This window comes from Pseudomonas sp. 3B-A001-10F, assembly GCF_056313565.1.
In genome coordinates this window covers 119,787-140,094 of sequence record NZ_JBQYFW010000003.1, presented here as the reverse complement: position 1 = coordinate 140,094, position 20,308 = coordinate 119,787, and the positions used below count along the sequence as shown (strand labels likewise).

General features: G+C 60.4%; 17 protein-coding genes and 2 pseudogenes. 10 read left to right on the top strand and 9 right to left on the bottom strand.

Annotation, left to right across the window (positions count from 1 at the left end):
- Positions 1 to 159 precede the first annotated feature (159 nt).
- Positions 160 to 1,449 (top strand): annotated as a pseudogene (locus AC0ZWN_RS04720) (PDC sensor domain-containing protein); the annotation flags it as partial.
- 102 nt (positions 1,450 to 1,551) lie between these two features.
- Positions 1,552 to 2,307 (top strand): methyl-accepting chemotaxis protein, encoded by a 756-nt coding sequence (locus AC0ZWN_RS04715; protein WP_371044236.1) that lies wholly within the window; start codon positions 1,552 to 1,554, stop codon positions 2,305 to 2,307.
- 251 nt (positions 2,308 to 2,558) lie between these two features.
- On the opposite strand, the gene AC0ZWN_RS04710 is transcribed toward AC0ZWN_RS04715, so the two are convergent.
- Genes AC0ZWN_RS04710 through AC0ZWN_RS04695 form a run of 4 tightly spaced genes read right to left on the bottom strand, consistent with a single transcriptional unit; the run spans position 2,559 to position 5,160 of the window.
- On the bottom strand, positions 2,559 to 3,872 hold the full coding sequence (locus AC0ZWN_RS04710; protein WP_460091554.1) for a sensor histidine kinase: 1,314 nt from the start codon (positions 3,870 to 3,872) through the stop codon (positions 2,559 to 2,561).
- Entirely contained in the window at positions 3,869 to 4,537 is a 669-nt protein-coding gene (locus tag AC0ZWN_RS04705; protein ID WP_007915592.1) for a response regulator transcription factor, read from the bottom strand. The genes AC0ZWN_RS04710 and AC0ZWN_RS04705 overlap by 4 nt, the downstream gene beginning before the upstream one ends.
- Positions 4,538 to 4,540: 3 nt before the next feature.
- Entirely contained in the window at positions 4,541 to 4,852 is a 312-nt protein-coding gene (locus AC0ZWN_RS04700; protein WP_186624105.1) for a PepSY domain-containing protein, read from the bottom strand.
- Complete coding sequence (locus tag AC0ZWN_RS04695) at positions 4,852 to 5,160, bottom strand: PepSY domain-containing protein (protein WP_095050576.1); 309 nt, start codon at positions 5,158 to 5,160, stop codon at positions 4,852 to 4,854. The genes AC0ZWN_RS04700 and AC0ZWN_RS04695 overlap by 1 nt, the downstream gene beginning before the upstream one ends.
- 243 nt (positions 5,161 to 5,403) lie before the next feature.
- Between AC0ZWN_RS04695 and AC0ZWN_RS04690 the strand changes: the two genes are divergently transcribed.
- The 7 genes and pseudogenes from AC0ZWN_RS04690 to AC0ZWN_RS04660 form a co-directional block, all read left to right on the top strand.
- On the top strand, positions 5,404 to 6,483 hold the full coding sequence (locus tag AC0ZWN_RS04690; protein WP_476334209.1) for a patatin-like phospholipase family protein: 1,080 nt from the start codon (positions 5,404 to 5,406) through the stop codon (positions 6,481 to 6,483).
- A gap of 85 nt (positions 6,484 to 6,568) precedes the next feature.
- Positions 6,569 to 6,925, top strand: a complete 357-nt coding sequence (queD, locus tag AC0ZWN_RS04685; protein WP_007915588.1) for a 6-carboxytetrahydropterin synthase QueD — start codon at positions 6,569 to 6,571, stop codon at positions 6,923 to 6,925.
- 226 nt (positions 6,926 to 7,151) lie between these two features.
- Positions 7,152 to 7,964, top strand: coding sequence for an alpha/beta fold hydrolase (locus tag AC0ZWN_RS04680; protein ID WP_476334207.1), 813 nt, complete (start codon positions 7,152 to 7,154; stop codon positions 7,962 to 7,964).
- A gap of 244 nt (positions 7,965 to 8,208) precedes the next feature.
- Entirely contained in the window at positions 8,209 to 9,480 is a 1,272-nt protein-coding gene (codB, locus tag AC0ZWN_RS04675; protein WP_093433843.1) for a cytosine permease, read from the top strand.
- A gap of 15 nt (positions 9,481 to 9,495) precedes the next feature.
- Positions 9,496 to 10,731 (top strand): cytosine deaminase, encoded by a 1,236-nt coding sequence (gene codA / locus AC0ZWN_RS04670; RefSeq protein WP_476334205.1) that lies wholly within the window; start codon positions 9,496 to 9,498, stop codon positions 10,729 to 10,731.
- Positions 10,732 to 10,927: 196 nt separating this feature from the next.
- The gene (locus AC0ZWN_RS04665) at positions 10,928 to 12,499 is read left to right on the top strand and encodes a glucan 1,4-alpha-maltotetraohydrolase domain-containing protein (RefSeq protein WP_476334203.1); all 1,572 of its coding nucleotides are present in this window, start codon (positions 10,928 to 10,930) and stop codon (positions 12,497 to 12,499) included.
- A 262-nt stretch (positions 12,500 to 12,761) separates the two neighbouring features.
- A pseudogene (locus AC0ZWN_RS04660) lies at positions 12,762 to 12,932 on the top strand (carboxymuconolactone decarboxylase family protein); the annotation flags it as partial.
- A gap of 369 nt (positions 12,933 to 13,301) precedes the next feature.
- Here the strand turns inward: AC0ZWN_RS04660 and AC0ZWN_RS04655 are convergent.
- Positions 13,302 to 14,282 carry a diaminopimelate epimerase gene (locus AC0ZWN_RS04655; RefSeq protein ID WP_476334201.1) on the bottom strand — a complete coding sequence of 327 codons (981 nt, stop codon included), beginning with the start codon at positions 14,280 to 14,282 and terminating at the stop codon, positions 13,302 to 13,304.
- Positions 14,283 to 14,521: 239 nt separating this feature from the next.
- Between AC0ZWN_RS04655 and AC0ZWN_RS04650 the strand changes: the two genes are divergently transcribed.
- On the top strand, positions 14,522 to 15,673 hold the full coding sequence (locus AC0ZWN_RS04650; protein ID WP_093433835.1) for an MFS transporter: 1,152 nt from the start codon (positions 14,522 to 14,524) through the stop codon (positions 15,671 to 15,673).
- An 85-nt stretch (positions 15,674 to 15,758) separates the two neighbouring features.
- Here AC0ZWN_RS04650 and AC0ZWN_RS04645 read toward each other — a convergent pair whose 3' ends face one another.
- The 4 genes from AC0ZWN_RS04645 to AC0ZWN_RS04630 all read right to left on the bottom strand — a co-directional run bounded on the left by AC0ZWN_RS04645 (position 15,759) and on the right by AC0ZWN_RS04630 (position 20,281).
- Positions 15,759 to 18,185 carry a TonB-dependent siderophore receptor gene (locus AC0ZWN_RS04645; protein WP_476334200.1) on the bottom strand — a complete coding sequence of 809 codons (2,427 nt, stop codon included), beginning with the start codon at positions 18,183 to 18,185 and terminating at the stop codon, positions 15,759 to 15,761.
- A gap of 98 nt (positions 18,186 to 18,283) precedes the next feature.
- A complete protein-coding gene (locus AC0ZWN_RS04640; RefSeq protein ID WP_476334199.1) occupies positions 18,284 to 19,267 on the bottom strand; it encodes a FecR family protein in 984 nt (327 codons plus the stop codon).
- A gap of 40 nt (positions 19,268 to 19,307) precedes the next feature.
- Positions 19,308 to 19,799: a sigma-70 family RNA polymerase sigma factor gene (locus tag AC0ZWN_RS04635; protein WP_476334198.1), complete on the bottom strand. Its 492-nt coding sequence runs from the start codon at positions 19,797 to 19,799 to the stop codon at positions 19,308 to 19,310.
- A 104-nt stretch (positions 19,800 to 19,903) separates the two neighbouring features.
- Positions 19,904 to 20,281, bottom strand: coding sequence for a c-type cytochrome (locus AC0ZWN_RS04630; RefSeq protein WP_476334197.1), 378 nt, complete (start codon positions 20,279 to 20,281; stop codon positions 19,904 to 19,906).
- Between the last annotated feature and the right edge of the window lie 27 nt (positions 20,282 to 20,308).

Below are 20,308 nucleotides of genomic sequence, written 5' to 3'. Positions count from 1 at the left end.
TATTAGAAGGGCGCGCACTGTGCCGCAGAGTGGCGGCGGTGTCAAAGCGAGCGCTCCCGGGTGCGTCAATCCGCCATATTGTGTTTCAACGATAAAGAAAGCCGAAACGCGGCCGTTACAGTGCAAAGTCTCAGATATTTATCGAATAAGGACGTCTCCATGTCGCTCAGACAACTTTCCATCCAATGGAAAATCACCCTGCTCGCCGGCCTCTGCCTGGCCGGTATCGTGACCCTGTTGGTAGGTCTTTCGCTGTATCGCATGGAGCACAGTTCTGAACTGGTGAAAGCTTCGAGCATGGAAATGCTCACCGAGTCGGCGCAGGCGCGCATCGAATCGCAAGGGGAAGTGCAGGCGGCCGGCATTCGCCAGCAGTTCATGGACGCCTATCAGTACGGTCACGGCTTCTCGCGGCAGGTACTGTTTCTGCGCGAGCAGGCCGAGAAGCGTTTCCTCGATGCCTTCGACCTGCGCGAAGACATGACCCGTCAGGTCAAATCCGCGCTGCAAGCCAACCCTGACCTGCTCGGCCTGTCGCTGGTATTCGAAGCCAACGCGCTGGACGGCAAGGACGAACTGTTTGCCGGTCAGGCTGAACTCGGCAGCAACGACAAGGGCCGTTTCGCCCTGTACTGGTCGCAACCGACCCCGGGCAAAGTCACCTCGATGGCCCTGCCGGAAAGCGACATGGCCGACACCAGCACCGGCCCCAGCGGTCAAGCGGCCAACGCCTGGTTCACCTGCCCGCGCGCCACACTCAAGCCGTGTGTAATCGAACCGTACTTCTACGTGATCGACGGGCAAAACGTGCTGATGACCAGCATCGTCTTCCCGCTGATGGTCAACGGCAAAGTCATCGCCTCGCTGTCGGTCGACATCAACCTCAACAGCCTGCAAGCGATCAGTCAGGCCGCGAGCAAAAAGCTCTATGACGGCCAGACCGCCGTGAGCATCATCAGCCCCGCCGGCCTCCTCGCCGGTTACAGCCGGGATGCCGGCAAACTCAGCCAGCGTCTGGATGCCGTGGACAAGATCAGCGGCGCCGAACTGCTGAGCAAACTGGCTTCCAGCACCAGCGTCAGCAGCCTGCACAGCAACGGCCAGCTGAAAGTGCTGTCGCCGTTCCAGCCGATTCCCGGCGGCCCGTCGTGGGGCGTGCTGCTGGATGTGCCGGAAAAAGTCCTGGTCAGCCGCGCCGAAGCGCTCAAGCAACAGCTGGACGCGAGCAATAATTCCGGCACGTTGATCGAACTGAGCCTCGGCGTGCTGGCCGCGTTGATCGGCCTGCTGCTGGTGTGGCTGATGGCACGCAGCGTGACCAAACCGATCCTCGGTGTGGCGCACATGCTTGAAGACATCGCCAGTGGCGAAGGTGATCTGACCCGCCGTCTGGCCTATGACAAAAAGGACGAACTCGGTCAATTGGCCGGTTGGTTCAACAAGTTCCTCGACAAGTTGCAGCCGATCATTGCCGAGGTGAAACGCTCGGTGCAGGACGCGCGCAACACCGCCGACCAGTCCTCGGCCATCGCCACCCAGACTAGTGCTGGCATGGAACAGCAATACCGTCAGGTCGATCAGGTCGCCACCGCGTCCCACGAGATGAGCGCCACTGCGCAAGACGTCGCCCGTAGCGCTGCGCAGGCTGCCGAGGCTGCCAAGGATGCTGATCGCGCTACCCGTCAGGGCCTGACCGTGATCGATCGCACCACGGCGAGCATCGACACCCTCGCCGCCGACATGAGTGCGGCGATGGTGCAAGTCGAAGGGCTGGCGGCCAACAGCGAGAAGATCGGCGCGGTGCTGGAAACCATTCGCGCCATCGCCGAGCAGACCAACCTGCTCGCGCTCAACGCCGCGATCGAAGCGGCGCGTGCTGGTGAAGCCGGACGTGGATTTGCCGTGGTCGCCGATGAAGTCCGCAACCTCGCCCGCCGCACGCAAGAGTCGGTGGAAGAAACCCGCCAGGTGATTGAGCAGTTGCAGAGCGGTACGCAGGATGTGGTCGGTTCGATGGGCAACAGCCATCGTCAGGCTCAGGGCAGTGTCGAGCAGGTGGGCCAGGCTGTGACTGCGCTGCGCCAGATTGGCGATGCGGTGACGGTGATCAGCGACATGAACCTGCAGATTGCCAGCGCCGCTGAGGAGCAGAGTGCGGTGGCCGAGGAGATCAATAACAACGTGGCGACGATCCGCGATGTGACAGAGTCGTTGTCCGGGCAGGCGAATGAGTCGGCGCGGGTGAGCCAGTCGCTCAATAGCCTGGCGAATCAGCAGCAGAGTTTGATGGATCAGTTTCGCGTTTGATTTGAAGGTTGTGGGGTGTCAGGTAGATCCTTACCCCCTCACCCCAGCCCTCTCCCCCAAGGGGGCGAGGGGGAAAGGGAGCCGATCTTCGTGCCATTCAAAACTTGAGTCCGTCTCGATATTTCAGGTCACGGGAAAGCTTTCAAAACCTGAGTTCGGCACGATATCTCAGGTCGGTGTATCTCGAACAAACACCTCGGTCAGTCCCCTCTCCCTCTGGGAGAGGGCTAGGGTGAGGGGCTTTTAGAGGCTCACCGCCGAGGCAACTCAATCACCACTTTCAACCCGCCCCACTCACTCTCGCCCAACACCAGCAACCCGCCCCACGTATCGACGATGTCGCGCACAATCCCCAGCCCCAACCCATGCCCGTGGGTCTGCTCATCCAGCCGCGTACCGCGACTGAATACCTGAGCGCGCTGTTCTTGGGGAATCCCCGGGCCGTCATCTTCCACGCTCAGTGCAAAACCGTCCGAACGTTCGATCACACTCAGACGCACCTCGGCGTCCGCCCACTTGCAGGCGTTATCCAGAAGATTCCCCAACAGTTCGAGCAAATCCTCGCGATCCCACGGCAGTTGCAACCCCGCCGGCGCGACATAACTCAGCGCCAAATGCTCGCCATGAATCATGTTCAACGTCGCCAACAACCCCGGCAGTTCCGCATCACAATCAAACAGCGCCCCCGGCAGCGCATCACCGGACAGCCGCGCACGGTTCAGTTCGCGGTTGAGCCGCTGCTGCACTTGCTCCAGCTGCTCCTTGAGCACCTTGCGTAACTCGGGATGCGCATCGAGTTTTTCGCTGGAAGCCAGGCTCAACAACACCGCCAAAGGCGTTTTCAATGCATGCCCGAGATTACCCAAGGCATTGCGCGAGCGCTTGAGGCTGTCTTCGGTGTGCGCGAGCAAATGGTTGATCTGCGCCACCAGCGGTTCCAGTTCCACCGGCACCTGATCATCGAGTTGCGAACGCTGGCCTTGCTGCAATTGCGCGATCTGCTCACGAGCCCTTTCCAGCGGTTTCAGCGCGCGGCGCACGGTCAATCGCTGCAAGAACAGAATCAGCAACAATGCCGCCAGACCAAGGCCGAGGCCGATCTGGCGCATGCGCTGAAAGCTCTCGCGCACGGGGGTGTAATCCTGCGCGACGCTGATCGAAATCGATTGGCCCAGGCGCCGATAATCCGAGCGCAGCACCAGCAACTGCTGACCGTCCGGCCCCAGTTGCAGATTGCTGTGCAGCCCGGGATGGTCGAGCAGCGGCAGGTCCTGATCCCACAACGAGCGCGAACGCCAATGGCTGTCGGCAAAATCGATACGGAAGTAGTGCCCGGAAAACGGCCGCTGATAGGCTGGGGACAGATGTCTTTCATCCAGTTGCAGCCCTTGCGGGCCACGGACCAGCGCCACCAACAGGCTCTCGCTGTCGTTGCGCAGGCCGGCTTCGAGGTAGCGCTGCAAACCCACTTCGAACAACCACAGACTGGTTTGCGCCACCACCACACCGACGACCACCATCACGCTGATCAGACCCAGGCTCAAGCGGCGCTGGATCGACCTCACGAAGCCTGCCCGCCGAACAGGTAACCCTGGCCGCGACGGGTTTCGATCACGCTTTTGCCGAGCTTGCGCCGCAGGTGGTTGACGTGCACTTCGAGGACGTTGGAATCGCGCTCGGTTTCACCGTCGTAGAGGTGTTCGGCGAGGTGGCTTTTGGAGAGGATCTGCTCCGGGTGCAGCATGAAATAACGCAGCAGACGGAACTCGGCGGCGGTCAGTTGAATATCGGCGCCGTCGCGAACCACGCATTGCCGACCCTCGTCCAGATGCAGGCCGGCCGCCTGCAATGTCGGCTGATTGGCCTGGCCTTTGGAGCGGCGCAGCAGCGATTGAATGCGCAGTTGCAGCTCTTCGGGGTGGAACGGTTTGGTCAGGTAATCGTCGGCACCGGCCTTCAGGCCTTCGATGCGCTCGGCCCAGGAATCGCGCGCCGTGAGAATCAGCACCGGAATCGCCAGACCGCCGGCGCGCCACTGCGCCAGCACCTCAAGCCCCGGCACGCCGGGCAGGCCGAGGTCGAGAATGATCAGGTCATAGGGCTCGCTACTGCCCTGATACAACGCATCACGACCGTCCGCCAGCCAATCGACCGCGTAACCTTGCCGTTGCAGGCCGGCGAGCAATTCGTCGGCCAGCGGTACGTGGTCTTCCACCAAAAGCAAACGCATCGATCAATCTTCCTTGTCTTTCACAAGTTCGCCGGTATCGGCCTTCAAGTGCAGCTCACGGGCGACACCTTCAAGGGTGAGCAACTCGACTTCATAAATGTAGACGTCGTGTTTTTCTTCCAGCTCGACTTCCAGCAGTTTTGCGCCGGGATAGCGATCCAGCGCCTGCTGCAGCACTTGCTCCAGCGGCAGGATCACGCCCTTCTCACGCAGACTCAGGGCTTCGTCCTGATCGAGGTCACGCGCCATCGCGGCCGAGCAGAAAATCACCAGCGCCAATGCCGTACGGCTGGTGGCGCGAACATTAACCTTCATTACTTATCCTGATGATCCTTGAGAACCTGCCCAGTCACCGCGTCTAATTCCAGATCCCAATCGACGCCCTGCGGATCGCGCATTTCGATCTGGTAGCTGTACTTGCCGTACTCTTCTTCCAGCTCGGTTTCAGTGATCGTCGAACCCGGGTGTTTGGCCAACGCGGTGGCGTTGAGCTTCTCGAAGGAGACGATAGTACCAGCGTCGCGCAGACGCAGGGCTTCGTCAGGGCCGAGATCGCGGGCATGGGCGAGGCTGGCAGTGAAACCGATAATCGAGGCAATGGACAGGGCAGTCAGGGTTTTCATGGTGTCTCCATATTTTTATGTGTTGCATACGGTGGGCACCTTAGCGGGATGAACTTAACTGAAACTGAATTGCCATCATTGCCCCAGCTCAACATATGCCCCCCTGTGGGAGCGAGCTTGCTCGCGAATGCGGTGTATCAGACACATCATCGTTGACTGACCCTACGCTTTCGCGAGCAAGCTCGCTCCCACAGGGGACATCATCGTTCTATAATCCTTCGCTTGCTAACGATCGAGACCGGTATGACCGCCATCCACATCAAATTCCCCGCCCTCACCCTCAAGGCTGGCCCACGGGCCATGGGGCGGATTCGTGCGCAAGGCCTGAACGCTGCCGACGTCGGCACCCTGCCCGGCGCCGCCGGTGGACCGAAGGCGTTGGGAATTCAGGGGCTGGATCTGGCGCTGTTCGGTGAATGGCTGCCCAGCGCGCCGCGCGAGCGTTCGCTGATCGGCGCCTCGGTCGGTTCCTGGCGTTTCGCCAGCGCTTGCCTGCCGGACGCCGCCGAAGGTATCCGGCGCCTCGGTCATCTGTACGCCGAGCAGAACTTCAACAAAGGCGTGACCATGGCCGAGATCAGTCAGAGCTCGCAGCGCATGCTCCATGACCTGCTCGACGGCCGCGACGCGAGCATCCTCGACAACGCGCATTACCGCCTGAACATCATGGTGGTGAAAAGTCAGGGGCGCCTGGCTGATGACCATCGCGGTCGCCTGGGTCTGGCGCTGGGTTCGGTGATCGCCGACAACTTGCGCGGCCGCGCGCGTCTGTCGCGACACTTCGAACGCTTGATCATCCACGACCCACGCCTGGCCCCGCCGGTGAATGCGCTGAACGACTTCCCGTCGCGCTTCGTCGCCCTGAATACCAGCAATCTGCGTCAGGCCCTGCTCGCCTCGGGTTCGATCCCGATGGTCATGGAAGGTGTACGGGATTTGCCGGGCGCCGGTGCTGGCACTTTCCGCGATGGTGGTCTGCTCGATTATCACCTCGACCTGCCCTACAGCGGCGACGGCATTGTGCTCTATCCGCACTTCACTGATCGGGTGATTCCCGGCTGGTTCGACAAGACCCTGCCATGGCGCAAGGCCTCGGTGGAGCGCTTGCAGGACGTGCTGCTGCTCGCGCCGTCGAAGGAATATCTGGCGCGCCTGCCCTACGGCAAATTGCCTGACCGCAACGACTTCAAGCGCTTTATGGGCGATGCACCGAGCCGGCAGAAATACTGGCACGCAGCGATGGACGAGAGCCGCCGCTTGGGCGATGAATTCCTTGAACTGACTGCCAATGGTCGCCTCGCCGAGCGCTTGCTGACCCTTTAGTCAGCACGCTCAAACACAAGCTGATAAACTCGCCGCCTGCCCGAATCGCTGCGGCGAACGCCATCTGAACAGAGCCGAAAATACCGTGGAAATCTTCAAAGAGTTTACTTTCGAATCCGCCCACCGCCTGCCGCACGTCCCGGACGGCCACAAGTGCGGGCGTCTGCACGGTCACTCGTTCAAAGTGGCGCTTCACCTCAGCGGCGATCTCGATCCGCACACCGGCTGGATCCGCGATTTCTCCGAGATCAAAGCGATTTTCAAACCGCTGTACGAGCGTCTCGACCACAACTACCTGAACGACATTCCCGGCCTGGAAAACCCGACCAGTGAAGTGCTGGCCAAATTCATCTGGAATGAAATGAAACCACTGCTGCCGGAACTGAGCGCGATCCGTATCCACGAAACGTGCACCAGCGGTTGCATCTATCGCGGTGAGTAATCCGATCCAGAAATCACTGCATAACCCTGTGGGAGCGAGCTTGCTCCGGGCGGCGTTCCGACGAATGCGGTTTGCCAGTGAAATAAATATTGACTGACACAATGCCTTCGCGAGCAAGCTCGCTCCCACAGGGATAAGCGGCGTGTCAGTGAATGAATAAACAGCCTTCACGGCTGTTTTTTTACGCCTATGCTTTTTGGCTCCCACCCGCCAAGAGGACAGGCCCATGACAGACTGGCTGCTGGATCAGGTCTTTGACTTCAACGGCCGACAGGTCCGCTACGCCGTGCGCGGCGATGGCCCGCCGCTGGTGTTGGTGCATGGCACGCCGTTTTCGTCGTACGTGTGGCATCGGATTGCGCCGCACTTTTTCGCCACGCATCGGGTGCATTACTTCGATCTGCTGGGCTACGGGCGCTCCGAGCAACCGGACGCCGATGTCTCCCTCGGCGTGCAAAATCACCTGCTGACGCAACTGCTCGATCACTGGAATCTGCAACGCCCGGACGTCGTCGCCCACGACTTCGGCGGCGCCACCGTGCTGCGCGCACATCTGCTCGACGGCAAGGATTACCGCAGCCTGACCCTGATTGATCCGGTCGCGCTGACGCCTTGGGGTTCGCCGTTCGTGCAGCATGTGCGTCAGCATGAAGCAGCGTTTAGTGGCATCCCCGACTACATTCAACGCGCCATCGTGCCGACCTATATTCGCGGGGCGATTCACCGGGATATCCCCGACGACGAACTCGCACCCTACGTGCAGCCGTGGCTTGGCGATCCGGGGCAAGCGGCGTTCTATCGGCAGATTGCGCAGATGGATGAGCGCTATACCCGAGAAGCAGAAAGCCTGTACCCGACAATCCGTTGCCCGGTGCAGATACTCTGGGGCGAAGAAGACCAGTGGATTCCCATCGAGCGTGGCCGAGCGTTACATCAAATGATCCCGGGGTCACGATTCCACCCGATTGCCAACGCCGGACACCTCGTCCAGGAAGACGCCCCCGAAGCCATCGTCGCCGCCCTGCAGCGCTTCCTCTGAGCCAACACCTATCCCTTGTGGGAGCGATCCTGCTCGCGAAAGCGGAATATCAGCCACTGCAGATGTCGCCTGACACGCCGCCTTCGCGAGCAGGCTCGCTCCCACATTGGGCTTGGGTGTATTCAGGTGCACCGCTTTCGCGCCAATCCGCGCGACTCGTCTATACATAACCCGCGCCATCCGGCATTTGGCACGACCACTGCAACCCTCCCCCGCGTCTTCCCTTTCCAGCAAGGACCGCCCCATGACGCAGAACGATATCGGCAACGATTACCCCCTCAGCGAAGTCCCCATGCATGCACGCAAAGGCCTGGCCTCGACGGCGATGGTGCTGCTCGGTTTCACGTTTTTCACCGCAACCATGTTTGCCGGCGGCAAGCTCGGCGTGGCGTTCAGTTTCGCCGAGATGATGGCGGTGATCGTCGTCGGCAACCTGCTGCTCGGCCTGTATGCGGCGGGCCTTGGTTATATCGCCTTCAAAAGCGGCCTCAACTCAGTGCTGATGGGCCGCTTCTGCTTCGGCGAAGTAGGCAGCAAGCTCAGCGACCTGATCCTCGGTTTCACCCAGATCGGCTGGTACGCCTGGGGCACGGCGACGGCTGCCGTGGTGATCGGTAAATATTTCAATCTCGACGAAAGCACGGTACTCGGCCTGATGGTGCTGTTCGGTCTGCTGTTCTGCGCCACGGCCTACGTCGGTTATCGCGGGCTGGAAATCCTCTCGTACATCGCCGTGCCGGCGATGATGTTGTTGCTCCTGCTGTCGATGTGGGTGGCGACGGTGAAAGTTGGCGGGTTCGAAGGCTTGCTCAGCGTAGTGCCGACGGGCTCGCTGGACTGGTCGACGGCGATTACTCTGGTGTTCGGCACCTTCGTCAGCGGCGCCACGCAGGCGACCAACTGGACACGCTTCTCGCGCTCGGCGCGGGTGGCGGTGCTGGCCAGCCTGATCGGATTCTTCATCGGCAACGGCCTGATGGTGCTGATCGGTGCGTATGGCGCCATCGTCTACCAACAACCGGACGTGGTTGAAGTGCTGCTGTTGCAAGGTTTCGCCATGGCCGCAATGGCCATGCTGTTGCTGAACATCTGGAGCACCCAGGACAACACCATCTACAACTTCGCCGTCGCTGGTTGCAATCTGCTGCGCACCGGCCGACGTAAAACCGTGACCCTCGCCGGTGCGGTGATCGGCACCCTGCTCGCTCTGCTGGGCATGTACGACATGCTGGTGCCGTATCTGATTCTGCTCGGCACGGTGATTCCGCCGATTGGCGGGGTGATCATGGCGGACTTCTTCTTCCGTTGGCGCGGGCGTTATCCGCGCCTGGCCGACGCACGGTTGCCGGCGTTCAACTGGCCGGGACTCGGGGCCTATGCGGTGGGTACCGTTGCCGCGTTCAGCTCGCCGTGGGTCGCGCCGCTGGTAGGGATCGCCGCTGCCGCGCTAACGTATGTCATCGTCACTGGCGTGCTCGGCGCTCGCAGCGCGACCGCGCCACTACAAGACCTATAAAAAAGGATTCGCCTGATGCACATCATCAACGCCCGTTTGCGCAACCAGGAAGGTTTGCACGAATTGCACCTTGAAGACGGTCTGATCCGCAGCATCGCCCGGCAGACCGAAGCACCGACCCTTGGCCCGAATGACCTCGATGCCGGCGGCAATCTGGTGGTGCCACCCTTCGTCGAACCACACATCCACCTCGATGCCACGCTGACCGCTGGCGAGCCACGCTGGAACATGAGCGGCACACTGTTCGAAGGCATCGAATGCTGGGGCGAGCGCAAGGTCACCATCACCGAAGAAGACACCAAAACCCGCGCCAAGAAGACCATTCAGACGCTGGCGGCACACGGCATTCAGCATGTGCGCACTCACGTCGACGTCACCGACCCGCAACTCACCGCACTGAAAGCCATGCTCGAAGTGCGTGAGGAAAGCAGCCACCTCATCGACCTGCAAATCGTCGCGTTCCCGCAGGAAGGCATCGAGTCGTTCCGCAATGGCCGCGAGCTGATGGAAGAAGCAATCCGCATGGGCGCTGACGTGGTCGGCGGCATTCCGCATTTCGAGTACACCCGCGATCAGGGCGTCAGTTCGGTGAAGTTTCTGATGGACCTGGCCGAGCGCACCGGTTGTCTGGTCGACGTGCATTGCGACGAAACCGACGACCCGCATTCGCGCTTCCTTGAAGTGCTCGCCGAAGAGGCGCGCAGTCGCGACATGGGCGCGCTGGTCACCGCTAGCCACACCACGGCGATGGGCTCCTACGACAACGCCTACTGCGCGAAACTGTTCCGTTTACTCGGCCACTCCGGGATCAGTTTTGTCTCCTGCCCGACCGAGAGCATTCACCTGCAAGGGCGCTTCGACAACTTTCCCAAACGCCGTGGCGTGACCCGCGTGAATGAGCTACTCGAAGCCGGCATGAACGTGTGTTTCGGTCAGGACTCCATCGTCGACCCGTGGTATCCACTGGGCAACGGCAACATTCTGCGAGTGCTTGAGGCGGGGCTGCATATTTGCCACATGCTCGGTTATCGCAACCTGCAAAGTGCGCTGGATCTGGTCACCGATAACAGTGCCAAAGCCATGCACTTGGGCGAGCGTTATGGTCTGGAACAGGGGCGGCCGGCGAATCTGTTGATTCTGTCGGCGGACAGCGATTACGAGGTGATCCGCAGTCAGGGCTTGCCGCTGTATTCGATTCGTGGCGGCAAGGTGTTGATGAAGCGGCAGATGCCGGTGGTGGAGTTTGCCTGAGGTCCCGGCATCGGCGTCCCTCGGGCGCCGACTGGCACTCTTCAATAAAGAACACTTGATCGATCGTGTGCAAGGTTATGGTTGGCGAGACTTTTATCGCCAAATAATCGAGCAAACCTGTCAGATCTGACAGGCGACACACGCTACGAACAGACTCACAGTGTCCTCTGGAATCAACAGATTCAGGAGGACAACCATGAAACGCCTTTTACTGTTCACCCAGGTTTTATGGCTTTGCCTGACGCTAAGTGTGACCTTCACGACGAACGCCACGATGCGAAATGGCAGCGGCGAAGAAATCATGCTCCAGGGCTTTCACTGGAATTCCAGCCGTAATGCCGTAGCGTGGTACTCCGTTCTTGCACAACACGCGTCCACGATCAGCGGCGACGGGTTCACGCTGATCTGGTTGCCACCCGTCTGGACCGACACCTCCAGTTGGAGCGAACCGACTGGCAAATCCGGTGGTGGCGAGGGCTATTTTTGGAGCAGCTTCGACAAAAACAGCCGTTATGGCAGCGATCAACAACTCAAACAGGCCGCGGCGGCACTCAACACTGCCGGTGTTAAAGTCGTGTACGACGTGGTGCCCAATCACATGAATGACGATAGGGTCAACCAGTCCATGTTTCCCCGAGGGCGCAATGAATGGCGCCATGATTGCCTCCAGTGTGATGAGGGCGATGCATTCATGGATGGCGCGGCAGACCTGAATACCGCCGACCCCAAGGTTTTCAATGCGTTCAAGAACGAATTCATCAATTTGCGTGACAACTATGGTGCCCAGGGCCTGCGCTTCGATTTCGTTCGAGGTTACGCCCCGGAGACAATCGACCGCTGGATGAACGCTTTTGGCAGCCAGCAGTTCTGCGTCGGGGAAAACTGGAAAGGCCCCGACGAATATCCGCAAGGTGACTGGCGCCGTTCAGCCAGTTGGCAGGATGTACTCAAGGACTGGTCTGATCGTTCGCACTGCGCGGTGTTCGATTTTGCTCTCAAGGAACGCATGCAAAATGGCTCAATCGCCCAATGGCGCCACGGCCTGAATGGCAATCCGGACCCTGCCTGGCGTGCGATTGCGGTAACGTTCGTTGACAATCATGACACCGGCTATTCGCCCGGCGCCAATGGCGGCCAACATCATTGGGCGCTGCCCGATCCGCTGGTCAATCTGGCTTACGCCTATATCCTCAGCAGCCCCGGAACGCCGACGGTCTATTGGCCGCATATGTACGATTGGCAGCGCGACCAGCTGATCCGGCAACTCATCAAACTTCGCAAACATGCTGCTATCCGGGCCGACTCGCCTATCCGCTTCAACACCCAGTATTCGGGGATGGTGGGGACCACTTCAGGAGCGCGTGGCACGCTGGTGATAGCGCTCAAATCCGACCTGCAACGATTGCCCGAAGGCATGGGGGTACCGACGCTGACCTGGGACAACGGTGATATTCGCATCTGGAGCACACCCGTGCAGTCTGCAGCAGTCAACATTAGCCTTCATTGCGACAATGCTAACCCCCAATCCGGTGAAGGGGTTTACGCCGTTGGCTCATCACTGGAGCTGGGGGCGTGGGATCCGCTGCACGGGGTTGCGCTGACTTCCGCCGGCAATCGCTGGAGCACGAACATCGAAGTACCAGGGCAGCAGGCGCTCGAATGGAAATGCGTTGTGCGCGGACGGAATGGTTCGCCGGTCTACTGGCAACCCGGCCCGAACAATTCGTTCACCAGCGGCGATGTCAGCGACACAGCCGGACGTTTTTGATTAAGACTTGTCGGCGCTCACCCTGCACACGCTGGCAAGGTACTCGCCTCCGAATACTGATCGGGCATCGACACAGCTGGAGTCTTTGCGATTGAGGCATCCGTAAACTGTAAGAACTAACAGGTTCGCGCCCGCAAACATTGAGCTAAGGTGTGAAGGCCGCCATCGCAACGGGCCGCCCCCCTCCCGGATGTACGCTTTTTCATGCTGAAGTTCGTGCGTAGTTGATCAGCCGCCATCCTCATTTGCTTGAGGATTTTTCATGAACAACAAACCTTCGCCCATGGCCACGCTGTACCACGAAGGCCGACCTATCTTTACCGAACTTGTACCCGATGGCGGCGCTCGACTAGATGCGCTGTTTCACACCGTGCCCGCCCTGGGCGAGTTGGCAGTGGGTGTGGTTTACGGGCATTTGCATGCGCGCCCCGGCAATCAGTGCTGGTTGAATGCTTTGAGGATGAACCGTCGCCACTGGCACTGCTGCGGTTGACGGTACAGGGTGATCAGGTGATGTCGGTGACTTTGTTCAAGGCTCACTGACGGGCTAACTCTGAGGGCCTCATCGCTGGTAAGCCAGGCTCCCACAGGGTTTTGTGTGAACACATTATTCGTGCCCACCTGAATCCAATGTGGGAGCGAGCCTGCTCGCGAAGAGGTCGGCACATTCGGCATCATCGCGTCAGACAGACCGCTTTCGCGAGCAGGCTCACTCCTACAGGGTTATGTGTTTGAACATACTATTTGTGTTCACCACAAAACCCTGTGGGAGTCTGGCTTGCCAGCGATGGCGGTTTTGAATTCAGTCCATCAACCGCGCCGTACCGAACAGTCTGACACGCAGCAATTCTCCGTGCGCTTCTTCGAGCAAAATCGGCGCCGTACCTCCGGGCATGACCACTTGCACTTCTCCTGCGGCAACCCAACCCACCCGCCATGCCGCGCACGCTACCGCACTCGCGCTGGTGCCGGATGAGGCCGTCGGCCCTTCGCCACGTTCGAACACACGGGCAAGGATTGTTTGCGACGACTCTAGCACCGCCCATTGCAGATTGACGCCCGCCGCGCATGGATCACCAGCGCCGACAGGCATGGCGTAGGCAACCTGGGTCAGGCCTTCGCTCAGCGGCGATTCACGCATCAGCTCATTGCTTGGCAACGCCGCGGCGTCACCGAGCAGCGTGACGCAATGCGGATTGCCAATGCGCACGAATTGGCTGTGTGCCCAGTCGGGATCAAGTTGGGCCAAGGACTGGACGTGGCTCACGTCCCGAGCATTGAACTCAATGCCTTGAACAGTCTGCGCAGCGACCGCATCCGGTCCGAATCGCGGTTGACCGAGATCAAGCCAGAAACCTTCAACGCCTTCGACTTCGGCCGGTTTCACCGAGGTCTCCACGGCGTCACCCTTGTCGTGATGCACGCGCAACAACGCGCCCTCCTCCGGCATCAAGCCTTGCTCGGTCAGCGCTTGCGAGAAAATCGTCAGGCCATTGCCGCTGCGCTCGGCGAGAGTGCCGTCGGTGTTGACGATCAACACGTCGAATGGCGGCGATGTCTGGAACGGGCCGATCAGCAGGCCGTCGCTACGGTGGGATTTGCTGTTCGCCGGGCGTTGGCCTTCGGGCCAGTCACAGCAGAGTTTGATTGCTGCTTCGCTCCAGGACTGACGCGACGAGGCGCATTCGGTGGCGCCGGATGGCAAATCGATGCCCGCCTCGCGTAATTCGGTGGGCGAAATCACGCCATAGATATTGCCCCGTGCATCGTAGAATTGCGTCATCAGTGTTTGCCCCTGTCGCCGAAGAAGGCCACTGTAAAACGCAATCCCTTGTGGGAGCGAGCCTGCTCGCGAATGCAGTGTGTCAGCCGATATTTTCTTTATCCGACGCACCGCCTTCGCGAGCAAGCTCGCTCCCACAGGTTAGGATGTTGCCTGTACTTCCCCGAATGGCCGGCGATCGAACCTCGTCGCTGAATCACTGTCCTTCGGGGACGCGATGTTTTTTGCCAAGGATCGATATGACCAGCCTCAACCCCCAAGACACCTTCGTCCCCGGACGCCTGCAACAGATGTCCACGCGCATCGCCTTTTTCATCGCCGGGCTCGGCATCGCCGCGTGGGCGCCCTTGGTGCCTTACGCCAAGGCGCGCGCCGGACTGGATGAAGGCACGCTGGGGTTACTTTTGTTGTGCCTCGGGGTCGGTTCGATTCTGGCGATGCCGCTGGCCGGGATTCTGGCCACACGGTTTGGCTGTCGGCGCGTCGCTACCGGCGGCACCTTGTTGATCTGCGCGGCGCTGCCGTTACTGGCCACGGTGTCGTCGATACCGGCGCTGATCGCCACGCTGTTCATGTTCGGCGCTGGCCTGGGCACGGTGGATTCGACGGTGAACCTGCAAGCGGTGATCGTCGAGCGTGCCAGCGGCAAGAACATGATGTCGGGTTTTCACGGCTTGTTCAGTCTCGGCGGGATTGTCGGCGCGGCGGGTGTCAGTGCCTTGCTCGGCCTGGGTTTGACGCCACTGGCCGCCATGCTGGTGGTAGTTGTCGTGCTGATCGCGGCATTGTTCAAATGCGTGCCGCACATGCTGCCCTACGGCAGTGAAAGTTCCGGACCGGCATTCGCCATCCCTCATGGCATCGTGCTGTTTATCGGCGGAATGTGCTTCATCGTGTTCCTGACTGAAGGCGCGGCGCTGGACTGGAGTGCGGTGTTTCTGGCGCAGGAACGCGGGATCGACACGGCGTACGCAGGGCTGGGTTATGCGGCGTTTGCATTGACCATGACGGCCGGACGTTTGATGGGTGACCGGATTGTGCGGATGGTCGGTGCAACACGGATCATTTTGTTTGGTGGTCTGTTGGCAGCGGCCGGCCTGTTTCTGGCGACATTCGCGCCAAGCTGGGAAGCGGCGCTGGTCGGTTACGCGCTGGTCGGCGCTGGTTGCTCGAACATCGTGCCGGTGCTGTACACGGCAGTGGGCAAGCAAACGGTGATGCCGGAGAGCATCGCGGTGCCGGCCATTACCACGCTGGGTTATGCAGGGATTCTGGCGGGGCCGGCGGTGATCGGCTTTGTCGCCCATGCCAGCAGTTTGAGTTTTGCCTTTGGCTTGATGGCGGTGCTGTTGGTCGCGGTGGCCATTGGCGGGAAAGTTCTTAAAGTCTAAAAGCTTCGCGAGCAGGCTCGCTCCCACAGGATTTCAGTGATCCATGTGGGAGCGAGCCTGCTCGCGAAGAAGCTGATGCGGTCTATCAGAAACCGACACTGGCCTGCACAAAGAACGTGCGCGGCGCGCCGACATACATCCCCGAGTTGTTGTCGCTGGAGCGGGTGAAGTACTGCTTGTCGAAGACGTTCTTCACCCCGGCGCCAAGCTTGAGGTTCGACACCTGCGGTCCGAAGTCATAGCCGCCACGCACGTTCCAGGTCACGTAACCCGGGATGTCGCCATATTGCCCATCTGCCGTGCCATCGGTGATGTAGTTGCCGTTGAAACTGCCGTCGGCGTTGACACCGGTGCCCGGCGAGCGCTGTTTCGACTGGGCAAAACCGTCGATGTTGTAAGTCCAGCGGTTGATGTCGTAACGCAACCCGACGGTCGCCACCTGCCGCGAATAGAACGGCAGATCACGGCCCTTGAAGCCCGGAATCTCACCTTCATAAGTAGCGCGGGTGTAAGTGAAACCCGCGTTGGCGGTCAGGCCGTCGAGGCGCGGATCCAGCGCCGCCATGTCGTAGTGCACCGAGGCTTCGATGCCCTGGTGCTTGGTTGCGCCGAGGTTGGTCCAGCCCACGTCATTGCTGATGTATTGCAGCTCGTCGTCGAAGTCGATGTAGAACAGCGTCACTTCGCCGCCCCACACGTCATCGTTGTAGCGCGTGCCGATCTCGTAGGTCTTGGCCTTTTCCGGCTCCAGACCATTGGCAGTCTGATCACCCGAGCCGCCCTGGCCGAGCTGGAAATACTGCAAGCTGCCGAACGAGGTTTCGTAGTTGGCGAACAGCTTCCACGCATCAGACAGGTGATACATCACGCTCAGCGCCGGCAACGGCTCGTTGCTCTCGATGCTGCGGTTTTTCGCCTGTACCGGTCTGCCGGCGGTGTCGAGCACGGCGCGGTCATGCCAGTCGGTGCTGATGTGTTCGAAGCGAATGCCGGGGGTGATGGTCCAGTTGCCGACATCGATTTTGTTGTCAATGTAGACCGAGTTGGCTTCGGTGCCACCCGTGCGGTCCTGGAACACATGGCCGTCGGAGGTCGGTGTGAGCACCGGCTGATTGTTGACCAATGCCACGCGGCTCGACGATTCGTGCATCGCCTCTTTCAGGTAGCGATAACCGACGCTGACTTCCTGCGTGGTCGGGCCGACATCGAAAACCCGCGACACCCGTGGCTCGATGCCCAGCGTGTAATACGAACGCGGGTACGAGCTGAGGGTTTTCTGGTCGCGGGCGGCGATGGTGCTGCCACGGAAACTGTCGGTGTAATAGGTGAGAATTTCCGCCTGGGTGCGTTCGTCGATCTGGCGGATCCACTTGAACGACACGTCTTTGCGCCGACCGGTGAATTGGTCGTAGTCCCGCACCGAGTCGTACGGTTTGGCGTCGTACTGCTTCTGCGTCAGACCGCCGGGCATATCGGCCGTGGCGTCGTAGTAGTGGAAGTTGAGGCTGAAATCGTCCTGATCGGTCGGCGCCCAGTGCGTCTTGAGCAACACGTCGTCGATGTCGTTGCCGTTGTTGCGCTCGCGGTAACCGTTACCGTTGACGCCGGAATACAGCAACGCCACGCCCATGCCATTGTCGGCGGTGCCGCCGAGGAACGCGGTGTCGATGTGTTTCCAGCCACCGTACTGAGTGGTTTCTAGGGTGGTGCCGATTTCGCCAGTGGCTTTTTCCGGAATCGCCCGGGTGACGAAGTTGATCACCCCGCCGACGTTTTGCGGCCCATAACGCACCGAACCGGCGCCGCGTACCACGTCGATGCTGTCGAGGTTGCCCGAGGAGATCGGCGCCATCGACAGTTGCGGCTGGCCGTAAGGGGCAAACGCCGCCGGCACGCCATCGATCAACACTGTGGAGCGCGGCGACAGACGCGAGGTCAGGCCGCGTACACCGACGTTGAGGGAAATGTCACTGCCGCCGGTGCCGTTGGAATCCTGCACCTGCACGCCCGGTACGCGCTTGAGCACGTCACTGACGTTCATTGCGCCCTGTTCAACCATCGCTTCGCGGCGGATCACCGTGCGCGCGCCGGGGTGGTTTTGCACCACAGCGGCATTGGCATCGCCGAGCCAGTCACCGACCACTTTGATGTCGGTCACGCCCAGTTCCAACGGGCCGTTGCTGGCGGTGGAGGTTGCGGCAGGCGACAGCGTCACCGAACCTTCGTTGATCTGATAATCCAGACCACTGCCCTGCAGCAATTGGCTTAACGCCTGCTCCGGGGAGATGTCGCCGTCGACCGCCGGGGCCTGTTTGCCGGCGACCAGATCCGGGCTGAAAAACACTTGCAGCGATGTCTGCTGGCCCAGTTCGCTCAGGGCCTGGCCCAGTGGCTGCGCACGGATATGGATGGCTTCACCGGCGAACGCCAGCGGCATGCCAGCGTTGACCGCCAGCGCAAGAGCCAGCGGCAGCCAAGGGAATTTTTTGTTGTTGGCAGGGGTGTTTTTCACGTCGTACGTAGTCCTGTGGATCGCAAGAGTGTGCGGCTGTTAATGCAAACCAGTTGCAGTTGAACAGGAAGACGTTGAACTCGAAAAAAACCTGAATTTTATTTTGCGATTATTTCCTGACTGCCATCGGCAAGGGTGCGAACGGCCACCGGCAAGATGCTCGGCAAGGCTTTGAGCAAGGCATCGGTGTTGTCGGATTTGAACACGCTGGTCAGGCGCAGACTGGCCACGGCCGGATTGGTCACGGTCAACGGCTTTTCACGATAACGCGACACTTCGGCCGCGACTTCGCTGAGGCTGGCGCTGTTGAACACCAGTTTGCCGCCTCGCCATGCCGTCAGTTCTGCCGGGTTGACCGCATAGGCGGCGGCGACCTGGCCTTGGGCATCGACGTGGGTGCCGAGGCCGGCGGTCAGGCTGATAAATTGATTATCCGACGCATCACGGCCCTGCACTTTCACCGTGCCCTGCTCCACCGCCACGCGGGTCTGCGCCACATCGCGGCGCACATCGAAACGCGTGCCGGTGACCGTGACCTTGCCGCTGCCGGCCTCGACCACGAACGGTCGTGAAGTGTCGTGCGCAACGCTGAACATCGCCTCACCTTCACTTAACTCGATCAGCCGCCGATCCTGTTCAAAGCGCACCTGCAAGCGACTGCGGCTGTTCAAATCGATCACCGAACCGTCCGGCAGCGCCACATGTTTACGCTCGCCCAACGCCGTGGCGAACTCGGCGCGGTAACCGCCCGGATGATTCAAACCACTGAACAAGCCCAGCCCGAGCGCCACCGCCAGCACACTCGCAGCCACGGCATAACGCAACAACGGACGACGTTGGCGACGGTTCGGCGGGGTTTCAGCGAGGGCTTTGAGGCGCGGCGCCGAAAGCAAATCGGCGGCTGACCACAAGCCCTGCAGCAACTGAAATTCGTCACGATGCTGCGGATGTTCATTCAGCCAGGCGTCGAAGCGCTGCTGCTCGTCGGCCTCAATGGCCGGCTCCTGCAAACGCACAAACCAGCGGGCCGCGTCATCGCGCACCGTTGTTTGCCCGCACGCGCAAGCACGCGTCTCCATCATGGAATGTCCTGTTGGGCTGAAGATGAAAGGGAGCAGCGGCTCATGACTGCAACCCGTCGAGGCGATCGCGCAGATGGCGCAGGGTGCGGATCATATACTTTTCGACCATGTTCTTGGACAGCCCCAGGCGTTCGGCGATTTCCGCCTGAGTCAGGCCTTCGATCTTCTGCCAGACAAAAATCTTCCGGCAATTGATCGGTAACTCGCTGAGCGCCCGTTCGATGGAATCGGCCAGCTGGATCGCATGCATGTAATGCTCAGGGTCGCCGCTTGACGACTCACTGTGATCGATGTCCTGCGACTCCATAGCGCCGCGCCGATCCTCACGCCGATAACCGTCGACCGCGATATTGCGCGCGGTCTGGTGCAAATACGCCCGTGGCTGCTGCACCGCCGCCGAATCGGACTCAAGCACCCGCACAAAGGTGTCGTGCGCCAGATCCTCGGCCTGCGCGCGATTGCGCAGGCGACGAGTCCAGGTGCCGATCAACTCTTCGTAGTGCTCGAAAAAGCCGGGTCTGCGGGGACGCATGGGGGTTTTGGCGGCGTGCTGAGGAAAGGGGCGTGAATAGTAATGCTTCCTATTAAGGCGAAGCAATGGATTCCTCGACCGACCGTCCGGGTCACCTGTGCAGCTCAGCGTTTTATCGAAATCACACCACTCATGTATTCATGCAGATCGCGCAGATCCTTAACGCTCCAGGCATGCGGCGGTATTTTTACCCCGTTTTCCTTCAGCGTTTTCGGTATCAGGTTGCCGTTCGGGCGAAGGATGATCGACGACACAATCACCCCCGGATATTCATTCAGGCGTTTTTTGAACGCGGACGTTGTCAGGTCAGGTGTGGGCGGATTGCTTTTGTGCGCCAGCGGCCCGGTGCCATTTATATCGGCGCCGTGGCACACAGCGCAGCGCTGCACATAGAGGTTTTTGCCGTTGCTGTTATCCGCGAAGGACACGGATGGTTGGGCGATCAACAAAGCCCCGAGTACAGCGACGAATGCTGTTTTCATTGTTTGCCTCCCTGGCGTCTTTAAGGT

Bases quoted from the DNA above. Each gene is read 5' to 3' on its own strand.
- AC0ZWN_RS04715 (WP_371044236.1), top strand. From the start codon at position 1,552: ATGGAACAGCAATACCGTCAGGTCGATCAGGTCGCCACCGCGTCCCAC.
- AC0ZWN_RS04705 (WP_007915592.1), bottom strand. From the start codon at position 4,537: ATGCGTTTGCTTTTGGTGGAAGACCACGTACCGCTGGCCGACGAATTG.
- AC0ZWN_RS04700 (WP_186624105.1), bottom strand. From the start codon at position 4,852: ATGAAGGTTAATGTTCGCGCCACCAGCCGTACGGCATTGGCGCTGGTG.
- AC0ZWN_RS04695 (WP_095050576.1), bottom strand. From the start codon at position 5,160: ATGAAAACCCTGACTGCCCTGTCCATTGCCTCGATTATCGGTTTCACT.
- AC0ZWN_RS04690 (WP_476334209.1), top strand. From the start codon at position 5,404: ATGACCGCCATCCACATCAAATTCCCCGCCCTCACCCTCAAGGCTGGC.
- AC0ZWN_RS04680 (WP_476334207.1), top strand. From the start codon at position 7,152: ATGACAGACTGGCTGCTGGATCAGGTCTTTGACTTCAACGGCCGACAG.
- codB (WP_093433843.1), top strand. From the start codon at position 8,209: ATGACGCAGAACGATATCGGCAACGATTACCCCCTCAGCGAAGTCCCC.
- codA (WP_476334205.1), top strand. From the start codon at position 9,496: ATGCACATCATCAACGCCCGTTTGCGCAACCAGGAAGGTTTGCACGAA.
- AC0ZWN_RS04665 (WP_476334203.1), top strand. From the start codon at position 10,928: ATGAAACGCCTTTTACTGTTCACCCAGGTTTTATGGCTTTGCCTGACG.
- AC0ZWN_RS04655 (WP_476334201.1), bottom strand. From the start codon at position 14,282: ATGACGCAATTCTACGATGCACGGGGCAATATCTATGGCGTGATTTCG.
- AC0ZWN_RS04650 (WP_093433835.1), top strand. From the start codon at position 14,522: ATGACCAGCCTCAACCCCCAAGACACCTTCGTCCCCGGACGCCTGCAA.
- AC0ZWN_RS04640 (WP_476334199.1), bottom strand. From the start codon at position 19,267: ATGATGGAGACGCGTGCTTGCGCGTGCGGGCAAACAACGGTGCGCGAT.
- AC0ZWN_RS04635 (WP_476334198.1), bottom strand. From the start codon at position 19,799: ATGCGTCCCCGCAGACCCGGCTTTTTCGAGCACTACGAAGAGTTGATC.
- AC0ZWN_RS04630 (WP_476334197.1), bottom strand. From the start codon at position 20,281: ATGAAAACAGCATTCGTCGCTGTACTCGGGGCTTTGTTGATCGCCCAA.